This is a genomic window from Corynebacterium genitalium ATCC 33030 (genome assembly GCF_000143825.1).
In the GTDB taxonomy this organism is placed as follows: Bacteria; Actinomycetota; Actinomycetes; order Mycobacteriales; family Mycobacteriaceae; genus Corynebacterium; species Corynebacterium genitalium.
On record NZ_CM000961.1, the window covers coordinates 1,846,128 to 1,867,500 of the forward strand.

Consider the following 21,373-nt stretch of genomic DNA (forward strand, 5'->3'; position numbering starts at 1 on the left):
CTCATGACTAGCACACCCATGGTTCAGGCCGTCGACGTCTGGAAGTCTTTCGGCTCGCTCGACGTGCTCAAGGGCATCAACCTCGAAGTGCAAAAAGGCGAGGTCACCTGCCTCATCGGCCCGTCGGGGTCTGGTAAGTCGACGTTCCTGCGCTGCGTGAACCACCTCGAGCAGGTCACCGCCGGCCGTCTCTACGTCGACGGGGATCTCATCGGGTACCGCGAGAAAGACGGTGTTTTATACCAACTCTCGGAGAAGGATGCCTCCCGCCAGCGCCGCGACATCGGCATGGTCTTCCAGTCCTTCAATCTCTTCGGCCACCGCACCGCCCTGGAGAACATCATCGAAGCGCCCATCCACGTCAAGGGCGAGAAGCCGGAAACTGCCAAAAAGAAGGCCATGGAGCTGCTCGAGCAAGTCGGCCTCGCCCACAAAGCGGAGGCCTACCCCGTCCAGCTTTCCGGAGGTCAACAGCAACGCGTCGCCATCGCGCGCGCGGTAGCTATGGACCCCAAGCTCATGCTTTTCGACGAACCCACCTCCGCCCTCGACCCCGAACTCGTCGGCGAAGTCCTCCGCGTGATGCGCGAGCTGGCCGCATCCGGAATGACCATGCTGGTAGTCACCCACGAGATGGCGTTCGCCCGCGAGGTCGCCGATACAGTCGCCTTCATGTCTGACGGCGCCATTGTTGAGTACGGCACTCCCGAGCAAGTTCTCGACACCCCCCAGGAAGCCCGCACTCAGGAGTTCCTCTCCTCGATCTTCTAGGGATCTTCGGGGGCCGCGCCCCAGTGCGGATCCTCGCCGATCGCTGCGTGCGGAAAAGTTGACAAACTCGATTTCCGCCTAGAACCGTTTCCGCAGGTAGAAGCGATCTGGGGCGCTAGACCGGCTTCAGGTTTGTCAACTTTTCCGCAAGCGGCCCTTGGACCTAAGTAGTGCCGCTGAACTTCTGGTTCATCGCCTCGAAAACCGGGTCCGGCACAAGCCCCTTCAGGTCGCCGCCGTACTTGGCCACTTCCTTGCACAGTGACGAGGAGATGTAGCCGTACTTCTCGTCGGTCATCAGGAAGAATGTGTCCACGCCGGAGAGCCGCCGGTTCATCTGCGCCATGGGTAGCTCATAGTCGTAGTCGAGGGAGGAGCGCAGACCCTTGACCAGCGCGCCGATGTTGTGCGCAGTGGTGTAGTCCACCAGCAGCCCGCCCCACGTGTCCACGGTGATGTTGGGAATGTGGCTGGTGACTTCGCGGATGAGGTCCATGCGCTCGTCAATGCTGAACAGGCCGGACTGCTTGTTCGGGTTGCCGGTCACCAGGACGGTGACTTCATCGAAGCTACGCGCGGCGCGGGTGAAGATGTCCAGGTGACCGTTGGTCACAGGGTCGAAGGATCCTGGGCATACTGCCTTCGTCATTGTTCTTCCTCGTTCTTGTCGGCACTGCCGTAGACAGCCATGTCCATACGAGCGATACCATACAGGCGCTTCTTCAACTTTTGACCAGTAGGTGTGTAGCCCTCCGGCCATGCGGTTTCTGCGCTATCGCGGTGGCGTTCGATGACGACAGCTGCGCCGTCGATAAGCGCGGGCTTGAGCGCTTCGAGCATGGCGGCAACGTCCTCGTCAGGCAGGTCGTAGGGCGGGTCGGCGAGCACCATGTCGAAGTACGCGCGCGGGGCACGCGGCACATAGGCGGAGGCCTTGACGGGCTCAATGTGCACGTTCGGATGGCCGACGGCCTGGGCGTTGTGCTTGATTATCTCAACGGCTTTCGGGTCGGACTCGACAAGCACGACCTCGTCGGCGCCACGCGATGCGGCCTCGAGCCCCAGCGCGCCCGAGCCGGAAAACAGGTCGAGCACACGCTTGCCGACGAAGCCGAACCGCACCTGCAGCGACGAGAACAACCCCTCTTTCGCTCTGTCGGAGGTGGGGCGGGTGCCTTCCGGCGGCACCTTGATCTTGCGTCCGCGGGCTTCGCCCGAAATGATTCGGCTCATGCGACCACTTTAACTTTTATCCAGATACTCGAATTCTTCGAGGATCATCTCTTCGGTGACGGAGCGGGCCAGCTCAATGTCGCGGGCGACAATCTCGGCGGCGTCGTCGTAGGCGCGCTGGATGATCTCATAGTCTTCGACCAGGTTGAGCAGCTTGAGCTGTCGCTCCTTGCCGGACTGGGAGGTGCCCAGCACGTCGCCCTCTTGGCGGATCTCCAGGTCGAGCTCGGCGAGTTCGAACCCGTCGGAAACCTCGGCAATGCGCGAGACACGCTCGAGCTGGGGTGTGTCGGGCTCGGCGAAGGTATGGAACAAGCACAGCGACTGGTGCCCACCACGACCCACGCGTCCGCGCAACTGGTGGAGCTGGGAGACGCCGAAGTGCTCGGATTCGCGCACCATCATCACCGTTGCATTCGGTACGTCGACACCGACCTCGATGACCGTCGTGGAGATGAGCACATCGATCTCTCCGGCGCTGAACTCGGACATGATCCGGTCCTTGTCCTCGCCTTTCATTCGCCCGTGCAGAATCTCGATTCGCAGGCCCTGCAACTCCACGGCTTGCAGGCGTTCCGCCATCTCGAGCACCCCGCCGGGCCCCTCAATGCGGGGGCACACAATATAGGCCTGGTGGCCGGCGGCGACCTCCTCGCGAATCTTCACCCAGGCACGCGCCACCCACGTCTCCTTGAACTCCGGCACGATCGCCGACTGGATGGGTTTGCGGCCACCGGGAAGCTCTCGCAGAGTGGACACTTCCAAGTCGCCGAAGACGGTGATGGCGATGGTGCGCGGAATCGGTGTCGCCGTCATCACCAGCAAGTGCGGGGTGATATCCCCTGCCTTGTCGCGCAGCATGTCGCGCTGCTCCACACCGAAGCGGTGCTGCTCATCCACGACGACGAAACCGAGGTTGAAGAACTCCACGCTCTCCTGAATGATCGCGTGCGTGCCCACGACGATGTCGGCCTCCCCCGTCATGATCGCCAACAGCGCCTCCTGTTTCTGCACAGTCGGCATCGACCCCGTCAGCGCCACCACGCGGGCATGGACACCGGTGCGCATCAAGGTCTTACGCAGGGACTTTTCGTGCTGCAGGGTGAGTACTTCCGTTGGGGCGAGCAGCGCACACTGCATGCCGTTGTCCACCGCTTGGAGCATCGCAGCCAACGCCACGATCGTTTTTCCGGAACCGACCTCGCCCTGCAGCAGGCGGGTCATCGGGATCGTGCGCTGTAGGTCTGAGGTGATCTCGTCGAGCACACCGAGCTGCCCGTCGGTCAGCGAGAACGGCAAAGCGCTCAAGAGTTGCGCTTGGTTGCGCTTATCGACGCGCGGAAGCGCCGGCGCCGTCCGATGCGCCGTATCCTCGCGGCGCACCGCCATGATGAGAGCCACCCGCAGCGCCTCGTTGTATTTCAGCCGGTTCCGGGCGGCGTCGGGGCCGTGGGGGCCGGGCAAGTGGATCTGCCACAGAGCGTCCTGAAGAGAAATGAAGCCCTCGGGAGTGAAGCCGAGCGGCTCTTCCACCTCCCCGATGTGTTCGAGAACAGTGGCGACCGCACCCATAATGGTCCATGTGGAGACGTTCTTCTTTGCCGCGTAGACCGGCAACCACTCACGGCCAGCCAACATCTCATCGGGGTCCCCGAAGGCGGCAAGCTGCTTCATCGACCCGGAACTGTGCGTAGCACCGCTTGACTTCTCGCCTGAGAAACTGGGCTGGTTGAGCAGAATGAAGTCCGGGTGCTGCAGCTGCGGCATGCCGTTGAAGTAGGACAGCTTCCCGGTGAACATGCCGAGGGTGCCTTCCGCGAGCACCCGCGGAGCGTAGCGGGCGTTGAAGAACGACATGTCAATCGTGTTGCGCCCGTCGGAGACCTGCGCTTTGAAGATTGTCCGCTTGCCGTGAATCATGCGCGTGGACTGAATCACGCCGATGAAAGAGATCGTGTCACCTGGCAGCGCCCCTTCGAGCGCGTCGCCGTAACCGTAGTGGAGGTACTTGCGCGGGTAGTGCTCCAACAGCCCTTCTGCTGTCTCGATCCCGAAGTTGGTCGCGATGGCTCGCGCGGGGCGGGTGGGAATGACCAGGTTGAGCGGCGTGGAGTACGTCAGGCCGAGCACGGGGCTACTCCACTCCGATGTGGCCGCGCGTTCCGAGGCCATCTGCCGGGTAGACTAGTACCTCCGCCCCGAGTTTCTCTTCGAGGGCATCGCTGTCTACCGCGGTGGCGTCGTCCGGGGCGAGAAGGAGGGTGATGAGCTCACCGCCGTCGGCAAGCAAAGCGGTGCACGCCTGCTCAATGGCCGAAGCGAGGTCGTCTGCCTGGGCAATAGCTCCGTCCGCACCGAGGACATAGATCCCGTCGTCGGTGGCCTGGATATCAGCGACATCCATCTCCTGCGCGGCTTCCTGCATCAAAGCAGCCGCCTGGTCGAGAGGCAAACGCGGGTCATGGACAGCGAGTGCAGCGATACCGTTGACCAGGCGAACTGTCGGGAGCAAAACGATCTCCATGTCATCCGTCTCGCTAACTGCTTCGACAGCGTCGAGCGTTTCGGAGTCGAGCTGGCCATTGGGCAGCACAAGGACCTCGTGCGCGCCCGAGGCGACAATCTCGCGGCGGAGATCCTCAACCACACCTGGGCCGGGTACGACAGCGACGGCACCGGCTTGGGTGTACAGATCCATCAACGAACCGGCAGGAGTCACCGCAACGATGAGGCGGCCGACACGGCGCGCTTCATGCAACGGGGACGCATCCGGCAACACCTCGAGCCGCAACTCGGTCACCTCCCCCATGGCGAAGGCCTTCTCGATGACCGGCCCCGCTTCCGGGGTATGAATGTGCACCTTGCCCCGCGTGTCCGTCACACGCGCCACGACAAGGCTGCGCCCCATGCCGGAGAGCACCGGCTCAAGGTCGTCGAGTGGGCCAGAGAACATGAACAGAACTTCGAGCCAACCGGGGGCGCCGTGGCCGTCCCCGTGTTCATGGTCCGAACCAGCTGCAGAACCTACGGGACGGTCATCGCCGCTTTCGCCGCTGACGCTGTCGTGCAGCACCTGAAGCAACAGCACCAGCCCAGTACCGCCGGCATCCACAACCCCCGCTTCGCGGAGTTCAGCGAGCTGTGACGGAGTGCGTTCAAGCGCTTCTTCGGCGGCACCAAGGGCTGCTGCAGTGACGTCAGCAAGCTCACCGGTCCCCGCGGCCGCTCGTGCCGCATTAGCCGCTTCGCGCAAGACTGTGATGATCGTGCCTTCGACGGGCGAATTGATAGCCCGCTCCACGAACGTGACAGCGTTGGTCAGCGCGTCTGCGACGCTGCTGCCGTCCAACTCCCCATCGAGTGCCGCCTGCGCGACACCGCGCAATACCTGCGACAGGACGATCCCAGAATTACCGCGGGCACCCTTAATGCTGCCGAACGCCAGCGCCTCAGCGACCGCGTCCGCGCCGGCGGACGGATCCACATTCTCGGCTTCGCGCACGGCTGCGGCCATTGTGTACGCCATGTTGGAGCCAGTGTCTGAATCCGGCACGGGGAAGACATTCAGGCTGTTGATGTCCTCGCGGTGCTCCTCCAACGCTTCAGCGCCGCTACGTGCCCACACCAGAAGGCGGGCACCGTCAAGCACAGAAACGCCGGAGAGGGTGGTCATGGGCACTTACTCTACAGTGCCCAGTCAACACCGTCGGCCCCTTGGGCCTGCAGCGCCTCATTGGCCCGCGAGAACGGCCGGGAGCCGAAGAATCCGTTGCGCGCGGAAAACGGTGAGGGGTGCGTCGACTCGATGCATGGAGTGTCACCTAGGAACTCTTTGGCGGTGCGGGCGTCGCGTCCCCACAGGATGGCCACGAGCGGTGTGTCACGCTCGGCGAGGGCGCGCATCGCTTGCTCTGTGACCTCTTCCCAGCCCTTGCCGCGGTGCGAGCCAGATTTTCCGGGCGCCACGGTGAGCACCCTGTTGAGCAGCAAGATTCCCTGGCTCGCCCAGTTGGACAGGTCGCCGTCCTTCCGGGGCGGGATGCCCAGGTCGCTTTCCAGCTCAGTGTAGATATTCACCAGGGAGCGGGGTGGGCGCACACCTGGTTGCGTCGAAAAGCTCAGGCCCATGGGGTGCCCTGGTGTCGGGTACGGATCTTGGCCGACGATGAGCACACGCACATCGTCGAACGGGTCCTGAAACGCGCGCAGGACGTCGTTGCCGGCTGGCAGGTACGGCTGGTTCGCGCGCAGGAAGTCACCCATTTCATGAATGCGCTTTTCGACGGGCTTCAGTGGTTCCTTCCAACTCTCATGCACAGGCAAACTCATGCGAAACTCTCCCATCCTCCGGAGTAATTGGGTGCAGCACCATCGACGGTGACGCACGCTGCATCGTTGGGGCGACACACCTTGCCGATGCTGCGAAACCCGACAGGCGCATTCCCATGCAACGTGCCAAGCAAAGTGTGGTCTTCCCCGCCCTCATACACCCACTTCCACGGGTCAGCGCCAAGGAGCTCAGCGGCATGAAGCAGCAAATCGTCGGGGGCGATCGTGGCGGGATCCAGATCGAACCGCACACCGGAGTTCTCAGCGATCGCAGTGAGGTCGTGCAGTAGACCGTCGGAGTTGTCGGTCATCGCACTCGCTCCGGCGGACCGCGCGACCACGCCAGCGCTCGGCGAGATAACGGGAGCCTGGTAGGCCAGCACGAGCGGTTCCAACTTTTCGGGGATCTCCATGCCCGATTCCAGCAGGTCCAAGCCAGCCGCGGAGTAACCGATCGCACCGTGGGCAACAAGGTTCTGGCCCGGGCGCGCACCGGATAGGGTCAGCGGCGGCCGGTTGCCGCCGAGGGATCCGATAGCGGTGACCGAGAGAACAAGGCTCTCCCCCGCTGTGACGTCGCCGCCGACGAGCTCGGCGGCGTACTTGTCAATCTCGTGGGCGATCCCACGGGCGATCTCCCCGACCACGGACGCCGCCATTGCGGGCGGAGCAGACAGGGAGAGCAACACAGCGATCGGGCGCGCACCCATTGCTTCAATATCGGCGAAGTTCTGCACGACTGCCTTGCGGCCCAGATGCCACGGGGTTGTCACATCCGCCCGGAAATGACGCCCTTCCACGAGCATGTCCGTCGTAGCCACCACGCGCGAGTTCGGCGACGCCGGCGACAGAACAGCTGCGTCATCCCCGTTAACCGGCGACGGACTGGCATCGATGATCGACTGGATTACCGCGTGTTCCCCGACCTCCCCGAGCGTGGGGCCACTGACGGGAAAACCGGTGTGAATCATAGGTGCGTGGGGCCTTTCTCGGTTCTGGGCCTTATAGACTGGGCCGTTATGACGAGCTCAGCCGAACAGACTACCGCCGCGCCGCCGATGAACAAGACACTGATCTACGTCAGTCTGGGCTTGGCGCTAGCGCTTGTCGTCGGAGTGCTCGTCGGGTCCAAGGTGGTTATGCAAAAGCTTAACAACCAGCCGGTCTCGCTGTCGGAGTTGCCGTCTCCTATGGCGGACTCCGCCGAATGCGCCCAGTTGGTCGAGTCTCTGCCCGACGAGCTTGCCGGTCACCGCCGCGCCGAGCTGCTCGACCCGGCTCCTGCCGGTGCTGCCGTGTGGCAGTCTACCTCCGACGAACGCGTCACGCTGCGCTGCGGTGTCGAAGCCCCTCTCCACTACACCGAGCTCACCCCCACGTTTGAAGCGGCCGGAGCACGGTGGATAGAAATCAGCGACCCTACGGCGGGGGCGGACTTGTCCACATGGTTCACAGTGGACCGCTCGCCGGTCGTGGCGGTGACGGCGGACCATCAGGCTGTGCGGGAGGGTGAGAGTCCCGTCGATAAGCTCGACCTGTCTGCTCTACCGGAAGAGGCGAGCGAACCTGCACCCGCGCCGCTGGCCGGGCTTGAACCCGCAGAGGGCGCTGTAGCCGAGTGCGAGACGCTATTGGGAGCACTCCCCGACGAGCTCGTCCCGGGCTACGCACGGTTGGATCTGAGCAACGTCGCTTCGCTTGACGACGCATCTGCAGCCGCATGGGGTGGGACTAGCGTGGAACCCATTGTCATCCGCTGCGGTGTCGCGGCACCGGCGAGCTATGAACCTGGAGCCCAGCTGACCCAGATCAACGACACCCCGTGGTTCCAGGAGGAGAACCCTGACGGAACTGCGACGCTGCTCTACGCGCTGGGCCGGCGCACCGATATCGCAGTGTCGCTGCCCATGGGTGTCGGCGAAGAAGCGCTGACGAAGCTAACCAACCTTATTGAGGAGAACGTTCCAGCGCAGTAGCAATGAGTGTTTCGAGCAGCTCCCCGTAGCTCATGCCCGCAGCTTGGAAGACCTGCGGGAACATCGAGATCGAGGTGAAGCCGGGCATGGTGTTGACTTCGTTGAGCATCGGGCCCTCCGATGTGACAAAGAAGTCCACGCGCGCCAAACCACGGCAGTCCAGAGCGCGGAAGGTGCGGATGGCCAGCTCTTCGAGCTTGGCGTTCATCACGTCGTCGTAGCCCGCCGGGATCGTCGCGGTGACAACGTCGTCGAGATACTTGGTCTCAAACCCGTAGAAGCCCTCCTCCGATTCGGAGGTGCCGTTGAGCTTTGCGGGAGGCGAGGCGATGAGATCGCCGTTGGGGCGCTCGATCACGCCGACTTCCACCTCGTCGCCAACCAGCTCCGCCTCAATGATGACCTTGGAGTCATACAGGCGGGCAAAACGCACGGCGTCATCGAGCTGATCCCAGCTGTCGACCTTGTTGATGCCGATGGAGGATCCACCGCGGGCCGGCTTCACAAACACGGGAAGGCCGAGGTAGTCGCGGTCGCTGTCGTCGAGGTGCTCGTCGTCGACAAGCACGACCTCGCGGGTGACAGGCACATCTGCCGAACGCGCGACAATCTTCGTGAACTGCTTGTCCATCGAGCAGGCGGACGACAGCACACCCGGACCGACATACGGCACGCCAGCAAGGTCGAGCAGACCCTGAATCGTGCCATCTTCGCCGTAGGTGCCGTGCAGAACCGGGAAGACAGCGTCGATGGTGGCCAGCACCTCGCCCGTGCGAGCATCGTAAAACTCACCGCGGCGGGAAGGATTGACCGACAGCGCGACCTCGCGCTCGCCCGCGACCGACGGCAGCTGAGAATCCCCGACCGGGTCCGTCGTGCCTTCCACCCACACGCCATCTTGAGTGATGCCTACCGGGAAAATTTTGTACTTGTCCTTGGGCAACTCCGCCATGATGGCGCCAGCAGAAATGCAAGAAATGGAGTGCTCGGAGGACATTCCACCGTAAATGACGGCAAGTGTGATCATGCAGACCACACTACAAGGCACCTACTCCGACTTTTTCGAGCGACCCATCAGTGCGACAACCATCTCATCGACCTTGAGGTCGCCGTGGCACACGGAGTGCACTGCCTCCGTGAGCGGCATGTCCACTCCATTGGCCAGCGCCAGCTCGTAGATGCTCTTGGAGCTGATCACGCCTTCTGCGACCTGGCCGTGCGTCGCCTCGCGGGCATCGGCCAGCGACATTCCGCGGCCGAGACGTTCACCGAACGTGCGGTTGCGTGACAGCGGCGAGCCGCAGGTGGCCACAAGGTCGCCTAAGCCGGCGAGGCCGGCAAAGGTGCGCTGGTCTGCACCGAGAGCCATGCCCAGACGGGTGATTTCCGCCAGGCCACGGGTGATCAAGGTGGCGCGGGTGTTCTCCCCCAGATCTTTGCCCGCAGCCATGCCGCACGCTAGCGCGATGACGTTCTTGCAGGCCCCGCCAATCTCACAGCCAACGACATCGGTGTTGGTGTACGGGCGCATATAAGTGGTTGCGCAGGCGGCCTGGACCAGCTTCGCGCGGTTGAGGTCTGAGCAGGCGATGACTGTAGCCGCTGGCTGCTCCTCAGCGACCTCGCGGGCCAGGTTCGGGCCCGACAAAACGGCCACGCGGTCGTCGTTAATGCCGGTGACCTCTGCCACCACCTCGGACATGCGCTTATACGTGCCCGTCTCAATGCCCTTAGAGATAGACAGCACTGTGGCGTCCGAGCTGATGTGCGGCGCCCACGTGGCCAGGTTGTCGCGCATCGTCTGGCTCGGCACAGCGGGCACCACGATCTGTGCAGACTCGATTGCGGCTTCGGCGTCATCGGTCGTTTCAATCGCCTCTGGCAGTTCAATGCCCTCGAGGTAATCGGGATTCTCGCGTGTGGACGCCATTGTCTGCGCCAACTGGGTGCGGCGCGCCCACAGGCTCACAGAGTTTCCGGCGTCCGCAAAGACCTTCGCTAGTGCGGTCCCCCACGACCCGGCGCCGAGAACAGCCACCTTGACCATGTGCGCTCCTTCTCTCTTACGTTCCGTGCCAGTGTAGAGGAGCCAGGCTCGGTTGGGCGCATATGATGAATGCCATGGGCAAGAAGTCGAAGATGCACGAAGACGACAAGGACATCCAGGGCGAGATGTTCCTCACCGGCCGCCACCAGGAGATTCCACGGCGACCGGATGAGGAATTCAAGAAGACTACTCTGGCTGCGGGCGCCGTGCTGTGGCGCGGCGACGTCAACGACATCGACTCGATTGAAGTCGCGTGCATTCACCGCCCACGCTATGACGACTGGTCCTTGGCCAAGGGCAAGGTGGACCCGGGCGAGTCTCTCGTGGTCACTGCGGTCCGCGAGATCAAGGAGGAAACCGGCTACGACATCCGCCTGGGCAAGCTGCTGGGTAAGACGGTGTACCCCGTCATGGACAGCACGAAGGTGGTCTACTACTGGATCGCTCAGGTGCTCGGCGGCGAGTTCGAGCCGAACGACGAGGTCGACGAGATCCGCTGGCTCACCTTCGACGATGCCAAAGAAATCATGTCCTACGACCTCGACCGCCAGGTTCTGACGAAAGCGGAGAAGCGCTTCCGCCTCCCGGCGACGTGCCGCATCCTTTATGTGCGCCACGCGAAGGCGCACGACCGCGAGAAGTGGTCAGGCGACGACAACAAGCGCCCATTGGACAAGAAGGGCCGCCGTCAGTCGGAGATGCTCGTCCCGATGCTCGCGGCCTTCCACCCGGAGCGCATCTATAGCGCTCTTCCGGACCGCTGCCAGCAAACCATCGCGCCGCTTGCCGACGAGTTGAACATGCCTGTCGACGTCGACCTGCGTTTCGGTGACAACGCGTGGCAGTCAGACCCGTCCGGTGCCAAGCAGGCTTTCCAAGCTGTCATCGATCAAGGTGGCACGAGCGTCGTCGTAGCCCAGGGCGACGTGATGCCCAACATGATCCAGTGGCTCTCAGAGAACGGCCGCCTGCCGATCGACGGTGAGATCAACTGCAAGAAGGGCTGCGTGTGGGTCTTGTCCTTCAACAGCGGCGAGCTGACTGGCGCTGACTACATGCCCACTGCCCTGCCGGTGCGGTAGAAATTAAGCGTCTGGGTGCGCTGCCTCGGCTTGCTGCAGTTTCTTCGGCCCGCCAAACGCTTCCCAGGTGAGGTAGCGCCAGCCTTTCTCCAACGGCCCCTGGCCGAAGCGGCGCAGCCACAGCCAGCTGAGCACAGCTTGGATGACGAGCATCACTGCGGCGACCGCGAAAGCTGTGTAGAAGTCTTCGTTCGTCGCTCCCGCATCTTCGCGTGGATATCCCAACAGCAGGCCGCTTCCGATGATCACCAACGTCGCCAGAATGTAGTTCGTCAGAGCCGTTCGGCCCAGCGACGCGAACATCGCTCCGAGCGCGGACCGCAGGGGCGTGCGCAGCAGGACATACACCAGTGCCATCCACATGGCTGTGTAGATCAGGCCAGTCACTGCAGCAACGTGGCTATATGCGACCGTTCCAAGACTCCGGTACTGGAGGTAGCTCATTCCCAGCGTCAGCGGAACCAGAACCAGCAGTGCCATCGCCGCCGGTTTAGGGTTCTCGTCCAGAGCCTGCGGTAGCCCCCACATAGCGAATGCGAATCCGAGCAAGAGCAAGCCGGGAATGAGAACGATTCCTCCGAACGGCGCTCCGAGCAAAGTCAGCACGATGCCTCCGACGGTGGCTAATGTCCGTCGAAGTTTCAGGTCGGTGACGAAAGTGAGCGGGTACAGGAATACGAAGCCGAAGGCTGAGTAGTACAGCAGCGCCTCCCCGGGGTGGAGGATTTGGTGCACGATTCCGAGCAGAAAAAGAGGCAGCAGCCGCCGCCACATGACGGACTGCGCCATCATCCCGCGTCGGCGAGCCCCATCGACGATCAGGGCGAATCCAATCCCGAAGAGAAATGTGAACGCTGTGAAGAAGCGTTGGTGAGCAAGGAGATCTAGCGCCCGGTACGCCTCCTTTTCCCCTTCAGGCCCTGGATAGAGGAGCCATTGCTGTTGAAAGTTCACGAAGGCGATCCCGCACAGTGCGATTCCGCGGATCACATCAAGCGAGAGCATTCTCGCGTTTCGCGTTTCGTTCATTCTCCGGCCTTTCTAGACGTCGATAGCTGGCTTGTACGCGGGCCGCTTCGCTTCGAAGTCCTCGATTGCGCCCTCATCACGCAGGGTCAGGCCGATGTCGTCGAGGCCTTCCATGAGGCGCCAGCGGATGTAGTCGTCGATCTCGAAGGTGAAGGTGTTCTCCCCCACCGTCACGGTCCGGTCCTCGAGCGACACCGTGACCACCATACCGGGGTTTTGCTCGAGCTGCTTCCAGATCAGCTCGATGTCGGATTCAGTCATTTGGCCGGCGAGCAGGCCTGCTTTGGAGGTGTTACCACGGAAGATGTCGGCGAAGCGCGGGCTGAACACGGCCTTGAAGCCATAGTCCATGAGCGCCCACACGGCGTGCTCGCGAGAGGAGCCGGTGCCGAAGTCGGGGCCGGCGAAGAGCACGGAGCCGTTCTTGAACGCATCCTGGTTCAGCACAAAGTCTGCTTCGTTGTTACGCCAGTTGGAGAACAGACCGTCCTCAAACCCGGTGCGCGAGACACGCTTCAAGTACACAGCGGGGATGATCTGGTCGGTGTCCACGTTGGAGCGGGTCAGCGGAACGCCAACGCCGGTGTGGGTGGTGAACTTTTCCATGATTGCTCCTTAGAGGTCCGCCGGGGAGGCAAGGTGGCCAGTGATTGCGGTTGCCGCTGCGACAAGCGGCGACACTAGGTGGGTGCGGCCGCCGGGGCCCTGACGGCCCTCGAAGTTGCGGTTGCTTGTCGACGCTGACCGCTCCCCCGGCTGCAACTGATCCGGGTTCATGCCCAAGCACATCGAGCAGCCGGCGGTACGCCAGTCCGCTCCGAAGTCGCGGAAGATCTGGTCCAGTCCTTCTTCCTCCGCCTGCTGCTTCACCATTGCGGAAGAGGGAACGACCATCATGCGGGTGTTCTCGTGAATCTTCTTGCCCTTGATGACCTCCGCAGCTGCACGCAGGTCTTCGATGCGCGCATTGGTGCACGAACCAAGGAAGACAGTGTCGATCTTGATGTCGCGCAGCGGGGTGCCCGGCTCAAGATCCATGTACTTCAGCGCCTTCTCGGCGGCCGCCTTGAGCGTGTCATCACCGAAGGACTCCGGGTCCGGCACAGACTCAGCCAGCGGCAGACCCTGACCAGGGTTGGTGCCCCAGGTGACAAACGAGGTGAGCGCAGAACCATCGATTTCGACGACAGTGTCGAACTCGGCACCCTCATCGGTCGGCAGGGTCTTCCAGTAAGCGACGGCGTCGTCCCAGTCCTTGCCTTGCGGTGCGTATTCACGGCCTTTGACGTACTCGAAGGTCTTCTCGTCGGGGGCCACCATGCCGGCGCGTGCCCCGCCCTCGATGGACATGTTGCAGATGGTCATGCGTGCTTCCATCGACAGCTTCTCGATGGCCTCTCCGCGGTACTCAATGATGTGGCCGGCTCCGCCGTTGGTGCCGATCTTCGCGATGATCGCCAAAATCAAGTCCTTAGCCGTGACTCCGGGCTGCAATTCTCCGGAAACCTCGATAGCCATAGTCTTGAACGGCTTGAGCGGCAGCGTCTGGGTCGCCATGACGTGCTCAACCTCGGAAGTGCCAATGCCCATGCCGATCGATCCGAACGCACCGTGGGTCGAGGTGTGGGAGTCGCCGCACACGATCGTCATGCCCGGCTGAGTGATGCCCAGCTGCGGGCCAACGGTGTGGACAATGCCCTGCTTGACGTCGCCCATAGAGTGCAGACGGACACCGAACTCTTCGCAGTTCTTGCGCAGGGTGGACACCTGGGTGCGGGAGGTCAGCTCCTCGATCTCCAGCAGATTGCCGGACTTAATGCCCACGGTGGGCACGTTGTGGTCCTCAGTAGCTAGGTGTTGCTGGGGGTTGCGGATCGTGCGTCCGTTCATGCGCAGGCCGTCGAACGCCTGCGGTGAGGTGACCTCGTGGAGAAGTTGGAAGTCGATGTAAATCAGATCCGGGCCTCCGTTCTCACCTTTGGTGATCACGTGATCGCGCCAAACCTTTTCCGCCAAAGTCAATGGCTTGTCCGCATTAACGGCCACCTCAAACACTCTCCTTAAAGCATGTTCCCAATAGGCGGGACAATCGAGTCCATTCAATCGGACAGTCTAGCGGAGGCCAGACCGTTTCACGCAATCCTAGGCAAAACCGTTTTGCCACCCTCGTTCACCCTGCGCCCTGAACGAACACACCCCTACCACGGTCGATACCACTGTCCACATAGTGGATTGCTATCATCCGCACCGTGGGAAACACTGCAGAACCTTCCGGCATCAAGGTCCTTGACCGTTCCATCGCCATCATCGACGCCATCGCCGCCGGCGAGAAGACCCTCGCCCAGCTGAGCGCCGCGACGGAACTCCCCCGTGCGACGACCCACCGCCTTGCCACGGCGTTGGAGATTCACCACATCCTCGTCCGCACGGAAGCCGGCGCATGGGCGATCGGCCCCGCGCTCGCACGCTATGCCGCGGCTGGACCGTCACAGGTGATTGACGCTGCTAAGCCCATCATGGGCGAGCTAGTGCGCACCACGCACGAGTCCGTCCAGCTCTACGAGCTCACTGGAGCAACCCGCACGTGTGTGGCAGCGATCGAGCCGCCGAGCGGACTCAACAACACTGTTCCCGTGGGCTCGAAGCTGCCCCTCGACCGTGGCTCTGCTGCGAAGGTGTTTGCCGCCTATGAGCACATCGACACCCCGTTCAACCCTGCGGAGCTCGACCGGATCCTCACCACCCGTCTGGCCGAATCCGTCGGCGAACGTGAGGTCGAGCTGGCCAGCGTATCCACTCCCATTCACAACGCCAACGGTGCGCTTCTTGCCGTGCTGTCCATCTCCGGCCCGGTCGAGCGCCTCAAGCCCTCCCCTGCGCAGATGTGGGGAACCGAACTGCTCAGGGCAGCCGACGCCTTGATGGCCGCAATCTAACCTGCGTCGATAGAGTCAAGCGCGCCGACCGGCCAGACCACGTTCTTCGCCAGCGGGATCTGGTGGGAAGCGCTTTCCAGAATGTGCATGAAGTAGCCGGCAGTGTTCGGGATCGCGACGATATCGCCCGGCCGTACCCCACGGGGGAAACGGATCCGTCGCCGCAGGATCACCTCGTCTTCGATGCAGTAGGCGCCCACCAGGAACGCCTCGACCTCCTCGTCGGTGGAACCGGGGGCGTCCGTCACCAGAATCGGATCGACCAGGTAGTCATCCGATGTGGTCCGGCATTGCGTCCGGTTCATCGCCAGGCCGACGAGCGGCAGCCCATCGCTGCGGTGCTTGGTGAATTCGACGGTGGCGAGGATGAGGCCGCAGCCGTCGAGAAGCGAGCGGCCTGGCTCCAAATGCAACCGTAAGCCGCGTTTGGTGAGCTCTTGCGCGACACCATCGGCCAGCACGTCGCGCAGCCATGCGCCACGCACGGGCCGTTGCCAGTAAGGGTAGGTGTTGTGCAGCGGGTCGCCCTTCCACGTGAACGGCTCCGCGTAGCCCTCGCGCATCGCGCGTAGCGAGTCCTGGGCGTGGTTCCACTGCTCCTCATCATCGAGGTAGCTCATCGGCACACCGCCGCCCACATCAATGAACTGCGGGTCGTGCCCGCTCGCCCGCAGCTTATCGACGAGCCCCACGCACTCCCGCAGCGCTGCAGACCGGTCCGCAGCAGCGTAACCGTGGAGGTGAACGTGCACCCCTGCAACCGTCACGGAGCCAGCTGGCTCGCTCAACCGCTGCGCCCAAACCTCAGATCGCTCACCGAAGCGAGTCGGCGGCATGGTTGTCGGATCCGGCGCGAGACGCGGAGCCACCAAGGCGGTGCGGTCACCGGCAATGGCGATGATGCGCTCCAACTCGGTCACGTTGTCGGCGGAGATGACCACGCCGTTAGCGATGGCGAGCTCGAGCAACGCGTCCGACTTGATCGCCGCGGAGAGAATGATCCGCTCCCCCGGCACGCCCCGATCCAGGACTTGGCGCAGCTCGTTCTCACTGGCCACATCAACACCATGCCCGGCGTCGCGCATCGTGTCCACAAACACGAGTCCCTTGTTGGCTTTGCGGGCGAAGAAGATCTTCACCTCGACTCCCGTGGAGGCGCCCGCGCTGACGAGCTCGTCGACGTTCGCCAGCATCGGTTCCGGATTGAGCACATTGACCGGGCTTGAGAATTCCTCGAGCAGGTTCCGGCAGTCGTTGTAGCTGTTGGTGAGTTCCTCAGCCCAGGGCTCGATCCGGGCCGTCATCGGCGGGACACCGTGCACGCGCTCGGGATTCTCCATCGCCTCAGTGACAACGCGGCGTGCCCACCGCGGGATCTCGTCATGTTGCGTCCGGTTCAGGGTGTCCAGGCCCAAGACCCACCCTTCAGTCATCCGTCCCGCCGCCGCAATGTGGCGCTGACCGGTGATCGTGGCGTCTCGGTCAATGACCAGACCATTCGTTTCAGGGTCGATTGTGCCGATGCCGCGGTCCACCAGGTCGGCCACCAGAGTGCCCGGAACGACTCCGGGCGGCGCGATGACCCCGTCGATCACGACTGTCGCTTTGACCTCACGCGCGGCGGCTGCCAGATCAGCGTTATCGCCCCCACGGTCGAGAATGTCGGTCCGCACGACACCCTTTTCGATCAGATCCAGCAGGTCAGCAGCAGGGCCGGCAAACGGCCCGAACGCGACGCGCTCGAGGCGGCGGGTGAGGTCGCCAAAGCTGTCGAGGCTCCCCCGCCCGCCGAAGGATGCACGCTCAATCACGGCCGGATAGGCCTTGCGGAAGGCGATGCCCACCGCGTGCGCGGGCGTGACCGGCTCGGTGACGGAACGCCGAAAATCCTCCACCGGATCGCCTTTGTCGGTCCCGGCGAGAACCTGCTCGATGGCATTCCGGTCTGCGTCACCGGTCTCGCGCTCAAGAATCCCTGCCGCGCATTCGGCCAGTGCGTCCACGATGTCCTGCGTGTTTGTTGCGGTACGGATTGCGTCCTGGGCGCGGTCGACGAGGTCGTCGATAAGCGTCGTGGGCTCATGCTTGGCCTCCATGAACCTGCCCGAGCGCGTCACGGGGTAGATCGCCTTCGCCGAGATGACGCGGGTGATGTCGATGAACGTCAGCGCGGCGCCGCGCACGACCACCACGTCGTCGGGAGTCACGGTCGCGAGAGCCTGAGGGGTGGCGGGCGCAATGACCCGCACGTTCTCCCCCAGGCCCAGATCCGCGTGGGCCAACGATCCGGGCCAGTCGTCGGCGTGGCCGGTGGTGATCAGGACGTCGTCGAAAAGCGTGCCCTCGACCTCCCATTGCTCACCGCGGGGACGAATGTGCTTGACCCACGTGCGCAGCCAGTCGATCGTGCAGGTGCGCGGCGCGAATGTCTGCAGATCGCGCCATGCTTTTCCGAGGAAGTCACCGGCGGTGCTGCGCGAGGCCGGTTCATCTTCACGACTGAAGTCCTCGAAACTGGAGCTGTGCGACCGGATCGCACTGTGCGGCACGTTGAGCACCCACTGCTCAGGCTGATCCAGCTCGTACGCGTTCCTCGCACCCACAGTGCCGGAGGAGAACACCGTGAGATCGATAGCCACGCCGCGCTGGCGGGCGAGTTCGAAGAGCTTTTCAGCAGCCCACAGTCCGCGCGGTCCGGCACCGATGATCGCCACTGTTCTACCCATTGAAATCCACTCCCAGCTTCTCTGCCACCCACTCGTCGTTGTACATCGTGTCCAGGTACGCGACACCAGAGTCGTGGAAGATCGCCACGACATCGCCTTCTAGTTCCGCATGCTTTTCGACGCACGCAGCCACCGCTCCCCCAGACGCCCCCGGCAAGAATCCCGTCGCGGCGGCCAGGCGGCGACCGGCCGCCACGCAATCAGCTGCGCTGACCCGCACGACCTCGTGCGGTGTGACGTCGCCGGCGAGATCCGGAACCACGCCAGCGCCAAAGCCAGGCAGCAGCCGCTCGCCGCGCTCACCGCCGAAAAGAACCGACCCTTCTGCGTCGACAGCAATCACAGTGGTATCCATGCCGTGCTCCTCGATGTAGCGCAGACATCCTCCGACAGTGCCCGTCGTGCTCACTGCCACGACCAAGTAGTCCGGCGCGTGCCCAAGTTGGTCCACAATCTCGCGCATCGTGCCCTCGCTGTGCGCAATGAACGCCGCGCGGTTGGAGTACTGGTCCAAGTTGACCGCGCCGAGCTTATCGACGAGCTCCGCGACCTTGATCCTCCGCGCCGCCAACCAGTCCCCCGTGCGTGGATCCGGTTTCGTGACCGCATGGATCGTCGCACCGAGCGCCTCCATGTGCGCCACCGTTGACGAGTTCGTGCGTTGGTCCACAACGCAGTGGAAATCCCAGCCGCCGACGGCGGCCTCACGCGCGAGAGCGACACCGAGGTTGCCGGAACTCGACTCGACCACCGTCACACCGGGGCCGACGAGCCCCTGTTCTTCTGCGGCCTTCACCAGAGCCCGCGCTGTGCGGTCTTTCGCGCTGCCACCTGGGTTGAATGATTCCAGCTTTCCCCATACCCGCTGGCCACTGGAGGCCCCGTCGCCGGTGTCGAGACGTATGAGGGGCGTGGAACCTATGGTGTCGAGCAACCGACGGTTTTCAATCATGCCCGCCAGCTTATGTGAAGCGGGTGGGGTTAGGCTTGGGCGCATGAGCGACAACAATACTCAGGACAACCGTTACGACGCTGGCATGGCCGTGCGCCGCGACGTCATGGGAGATGACTTTGTCGACGCGGCGCTCGAGCGCAACACCGGCAAAGACGGCGAAGAACTGCAAAACCACGTCACAGCCACCGTGTGGGGCTCGGTATGGACGCGCGACGGACTTTCCCGCCGCGACCGCAGCTTGCTCAACATCGGCATGCTGGTCGCACTGCGCGCCACTGAGGAGCTGCGTGGCCATGTCCGCGGCGCACTTGTCAACGGTCTCACGCGCGAGGAGATCACCGAGGCGATCATCCACTCCTCCGGTTACTGTGGCGCCCCCGCAGCGCTTTCTGCGATGAAGGTGGCCCAAGAAGTGCTAGAAAACGAGCTCGGCCCGAAGGACTAAGGCTTAATGCTCAATCCCTGCTCAGCACGCAGGTCATCTGCGGAGATGTAGTACGTTTCCATCGTTCCGTCGACCACGACCATGAGGTTGGACATGTCATCGGGCAGCCCTGCACCGGCTTTGCTGAGCTCGGCACGGATCTGTTCCGGTGCCCACGACGCGTCAATCGTGATGGGAATGGGAAGAGTCACGCCTGCGATCTGAGACGTGATGGTCATCCTGGCCACGAGGATGTGAAAGTTCCCGTTGAGAGTGGTGATCACCCCTGGGCCGGACCGCTGCCAGATATCCTCCACACCGGCGGCGGCGCCAGGGAATCGGACTCGCAGATTGTCCAGCTCCACACGGTTGCAATCGATGCGGATCGCGGGTTTGGACCCCTGCATCGTGTCTACCTGGACGTAGGACATCTTGACGTCGCCCAGCAGCTTCGTGGAATCCGATTGGACCGTGTATGTCTCCCCCGAAGGGGTCATCATGTTCTCGATCGGCGGCGGCGGGTCGAAGTCGAAGCCGCCGATCTGCCTGGGCACCACACCGCGATCCGCTAGCTGGGGTGGAAAGTCAAGGCCTTCAAGCTCGGGGGTTGGAAGCACCGGCGGCGGTGGAGGTAATGGGGGCAGTGATGACGGTGCTGGAAGTGGCGGCGGCGGTGGCAGTTCCAACGAAGGCAACGGAGGCACGGGAGGAAACTGCGCGACAGCGACCTGCGGCGCGGCCACGACCATGGTTGCGGCCGTGAGTGCAGCTGCTACTTGTCCCCTGACTTTCATGCGGTTTTCTCCCCTGGCGCCCAGGACAAGGCCCACGCCCCGCCGATGAGAGCGAAGAGGGTGCCGATGATGAAACCGCCGAAATTCGACGTGGGCAAAGCAATGAATCCGAGCAGCATGGCGGTCACCCCAGTGAGAATGCGGGCCTGCGGCTGCCCCCACGTCATCAAGCCACAAACGATGAGCAGAACACCCACGAGCAAGGTGGACACGCCCGAGATCGTGCTGATCTGGATCATGATGTTAGACACCTCGAAGGAGAGGTAGGCCGGCATGAGGATGATCACACCGGCGATGATCATGCACAGCCCCGCGCCGAACGGCCGTCCGCCGCGCCATCCCGCGAAACCGCGATTGATCTTCTCGACGTTGTCATCTGTGTCGGCGGGACCCTCCGCCGTGCCGGGGACGTTGGTGGGACCGTCGAAGAGTTCGTTGATGCCCCCGTGCTCCGGCCCACGTGAATTAGCACTCACCTTCGCCCTCTTTCACCACCTTAATCTGCCCGCCGGCGGCTGTGAGCTTGTCAGCGGACAGGGACGTGGCGTAGATCAGCTGGTTCTTTGCAGACAGGTGCGTCATGGAAATACCGAAGGAGCCCGGCTCAGCCTTATCGGACAATTGCCGGGCGTCCACACCGATCTGCGGGTTGGTCATTGTCATGGTGCCGTTGAGTTCCTTGGCGCCGATGACCAGGTTGGTAGCTTTCGTGCTTGCCCCCGGGGCCTTCATTTGGAAGCGACGATCCCCCAAACCGGGGAGCTTAATCGGCGCGGACATGCACAGGTCGGTGATCGTCGCGTCCTCCAGCTTGAGGCGAGACACGGCTACTTCACTGTCCTTCAAGGTCTCTCGGTCGACGAAGAGGCTGAAGTTGTCGGCCTCAATGCCGCCGACCTGCTGGGTGAAGATCACATTCGACAATGCGAGACCAGCGGTGAGCCCGTTCTGCGCCATCGCCACACCTTCACCGGCGAGAATGATCAGCCCCACACCGGTGATAACAGCAAACCGGAGTTTCTTGGTGTGTCCCATGCCCACGCTCCTTTATGTTTGTGTAGCAAACACTAC

At 63.0% G+C, this 21,373-nt stretch carries 21 protein-coding genes; 5 read left to right on the top strand and 16 right to left on the bottom strand.

The window, feature by feature from the left end:
• Nucleotides 1-3 precede the first annotated feature (3 nt).
• Complete coding sequence (locus HMPREF0291_RS08725; protein ID WP_040423744.1) at nucleotides 4-771, top strand: amino acid ABC transporter ATP-binding protein; 768 nt, start codon at nucleotides 4-6, stop codon at nucleotides 769-771.
• A 163-nt stretch (nucleotides 772-934) separates the two neighbouring features.
• Here the strand turns inward: HMPREF0291_RS08725 and coaD are convergent, their stop codons facing one another.
• From coaD to HMPREF0291_RS08755, 6 genes are read right to left on the bottom strand one after another with little or no spacing between them, the layout of a single operon-like run.
• The gene (gene coaD / locus HMPREF0291_RS08730; protein WP_005290363.1) at nucleotides 935-1,420 is read right to left on the bottom strand and encodes a pantetheine-phosphate adenylyltransferase; all 486 of its coding nucleotides are present in this window, start codon (nucleotides 1,418-1,420) and stop codon (nucleotides 935-937) included.
• Complete coding sequence (locus tag HMPREF0291_RS08735) at nucleotides 1,417-2,004, bottom strand: RsmD family RNA methyltransferase (RefSeq protein WP_005290364.1); 588 nt, start codon at nucleotides 2,002-2,004, stop codon at nucleotides 1,417-1,419. The genes coaD and HMPREF0291_RS08735 overlap by 4 nt, the downstream gene beginning before the upstream one ends.
• Nucleotides 2,005-2,013: 9 nt before the next feature.
• On the bottom strand, nucleotides 2,014-4,134 hold the full coding sequence (locus HMPREF0291_RS08740) for an ATP-dependent DNA helicase RecG (protein ID WP_050748815.1): 2,121 nt from the start codon (nucleotides 4,132-4,134) through the stop codon (nucleotides 2,014-2,016).
• A gap of 4 nt (nucleotides 4,135-4,138) precedes the next feature.
• Nucleotides 4,139-5,677, bottom strand: a complete 1,539-nt coding sequence (locus HMPREF0291_RS08745) for a DAK2 domain-containing protein (protein WP_005290367.1) — start codon at nucleotides 5,675-5,677, stop codon at nucleotides 4,139-4,141.
• A gap of 11 nt (nucleotides 5,678-5,688) precedes the next feature.
• On the bottom strand, nucleotides 5,689-6,333 hold the full coding sequence (locus tag HMPREF0291_RS08750; protein ID WP_005290369.1) for a uracil-DNA glycosylase: 645 nt from the start codon (nucleotides 6,331-6,333) through the stop codon (nucleotides 5,689-5,691).
• Complete coding sequence (locus HMPREF0291_RS08755; RefSeq protein WP_005290370.1) at nucleotides 6,330-7,304, bottom strand: thiamine-phosphate kinase; 975 nt, start codon at nucleotides 7,302-7,304, stop codon at nucleotides 6,330-6,332. Before HMPREF0291_RS08755 ends, HMPREF0291_RS08750 begins: the two co-directional genes overlap by 4 nt.
• A gap of 48 nt (nucleotides 7,305-7,352) precedes the next feature.
• Between HMPREF0291_RS08755 and HMPREF0291_RS08760 the strand changes: the two genes are divergently transcribed.
• Nucleotides 7,353-8,309: a DUF3515 domain-containing protein gene (locus HMPREF0291_RS08760; RefSeq protein ID WP_005290372.1), complete on the top strand. Its 957-nt coding sequence runs from the start codon at nucleotides 7,353-7,355 to the stop codon at nucleotides 8,307-8,309.
• On the opposite strand, the gene HMPREF0291_RS08765 is transcribed toward HMPREF0291_RS08760, so the two are convergent.
• Entirely contained in the window at nucleotides 8,281-9,336 is a 1,056-nt protein-coding gene (locus HMPREF0291_RS08765) for a D-alanine--D-alanine ligase family protein (protein WP_050748816.1), read from the bottom strand. The genes HMPREF0291_RS08760 and HMPREF0291_RS08765 overlap by 29 nt on opposite strands.
• Nucleotides 9,337-9,357: 21 nt before the next feature.
• On the bottom strand, nucleotides 9,358-10,356 hold the full coding sequence (locus HMPREF0291_RS08770) for an NAD(P)H-dependent glycerol-3-phosphate dehydrogenase (protein ID WP_005290376.1): 999 nt from the start codon (nucleotides 10,354-10,356) through the stop codon (nucleotides 9,358-9,360).
• A 74-nt stretch (nucleotides 10,357-10,430) separates the two neighbouring features.
• Here HMPREF0291_RS08770 and HMPREF0291_RS08775 point away from each other — a divergent pair, with 74 nt between their 5' ends.
• Nucleotides 10,431-11,438 carry an NUDIX hydrolase gene (locus HMPREF0291_RS08775; protein WP_040424492.1) on the top strand — a complete coding sequence of 336 codons (1,008 nt, stop codon included), beginning with the start codon at nucleotides 10,431-10,433 and terminating at the stop codon, nucleotides 11,436-11,438.
• Between the two features lie 3 nt (nucleotides 11,439-11,441).
• Here HMPREF0291_RS08775 and HMPREF0291_RS08780 read toward each other — a convergent pair whose 3' ends face one another.
• Genes HMPREF0291_RS08780 through leuC form a run of 3 tightly spaced genes read right to left on the bottom strand, consistent with a single transcriptional unit; the run spans nucleotide 11,442 to nucleotide 14,522 of the window.
• Nucleotides 11,442-12,467, bottom strand: a complete 1,026-nt coding sequence (locus HMPREF0291_RS08780; RefSeq protein WP_005290381.1) for a DUF418 domain-containing protein — start codon at nucleotides 12,465-12,467, stop codon at nucleotides 11,442-11,444.
• Nucleotides 12,468-12,479: 12 nt separating this feature from the next.
• Nucleotides 12,480-13,073, bottom strand: coding sequence for a 3-isopropylmalate dehydratase small subunit (gene leuD, locus HMPREF0291_RS08785; protein ID WP_005290383.1), 594 nt, complete (start codon nucleotides 13,071-13,073; stop codon nucleotides 12,480-12,482).
• Nucleotides 13,074-13,082: 9 nt separating this feature from the next.
• Nucleotides 13,083-14,522, bottom strand: coding sequence for a 3-isopropylmalate dehydratase large subunit (gene leuC, locus HMPREF0291_RS08790; protein WP_005290384.1), 1,440 nt, complete (start codon nucleotides 14,520-14,522; stop codon nucleotides 13,083-13,085).
• A 194-nt stretch (nucleotides 14,523-14,716) separates the two neighbouring features.
• Between leuC and HMPREF0291_RS08795 the strand changes: the two genes are divergently transcribed.
• Nucleotides 14,717-15,403 (top strand): IclR family transcriptional regulator, encoded by a 687-nt coding sequence (locus tag HMPREF0291_RS08795; RefSeq protein ID WP_005290386.1) that lies wholly within the window; start codon nucleotides 14,717-14,719, stop codon nucleotides 15,401-15,403.
• Here the strand turns inward: HMPREF0291_RS08795 and HMPREF0291_RS08800 are convergent.
• Together HMPREF0291_RS08800 and HMPREF0291_RS08805 are read right to left on the bottom strand one after the other, a co-directional pair.
• The gene (locus HMPREF0291_RS08800) at nucleotides 15,400-18,129 is read right to left on the bottom strand and encodes an FAD/NAD(P)-binding protein (RefSeq protein ID WP_005290388.1); all 2,730 of its coding nucleotides are present in this window, start codon (nucleotides 18,127-18,129) and stop codon (nucleotides 15,400-15,402) included. The genes HMPREF0291_RS08795 and HMPREF0291_RS08800 overlap by 4 nt on opposite strands.
• Nucleotides 18,122-19,081, bottom strand: coding sequence for a pyridoxal-phosphate dependent enzyme (locus tag HMPREF0291_RS08805; RefSeq protein ID WP_005290390.1), 960 nt, complete (start codon nucleotides 19,079-19,081; stop codon nucleotides 18,122-18,124). Before HMPREF0291_RS08805 ends, HMPREF0291_RS08800 begins: the two co-directional genes overlap by 8 nt.
• A gap of 43 nt (nucleotides 19,082-19,124) precedes the next feature.
• Between HMPREF0291_RS08805 and HMPREF0291_RS08810 the strand changes: the two genes are divergently transcribed.
• Entirely contained in the window at nucleotides 19,125-19,529 is a 405-nt protein-coding gene (locus HMPREF0291_RS08810) for a carboxymuconolactone decarboxylase family protein (RefSeq protein ID WP_005290392.1), read from the top strand.
• Here HMPREF0291_RS08810 and HMPREF0291_RS08815 read toward each other — a convergent pair.
• From HMPREF0291_RS08815 to HMPREF0291_RS08825, 3 genes are all read right to left on the bottom strand, one after another.
• Entirely contained in the window at nucleotides 19,526-20,062 is a 537-nt protein-coding gene (locus HMPREF0291_RS08815; RefSeq protein WP_232210296.1) for a hypothetical protein, read from the bottom strand. The two genes, HMPREF0291_RS08810 and HMPREF0291_RS08815, sit on opposite strands and share 4 nt — an antisense overlap.
• A gap of 236 nt (nucleotides 20,063-20,298) precedes the next feature.
• Nucleotides 20,299-20,778, bottom strand: a complete 480-nt coding sequence (locus tag HMPREF0291_RS08820; protein ID WP_005290396.1) for a DUF6114 domain-containing protein — start codon at nucleotides 20,776-20,778, stop codon at nucleotides 20,299-20,301.
• Nucleotides 20,768-21,337 (bottom strand): DUF6230 family protein, encoded by a 570-nt coding sequence (locus HMPREF0291_RS08825; RefSeq protein WP_005290398.1) that lies wholly within the window; start codon nucleotides 21,335-21,337, stop codon nucleotides 20,768-20,770. The genes HMPREF0291_RS08820 and HMPREF0291_RS08825 overlap by 11 nt, the downstream gene beginning before the upstream one ends.
• Nucleotides 21,338-21,373 lie beyond the last annotated feature (36 nt).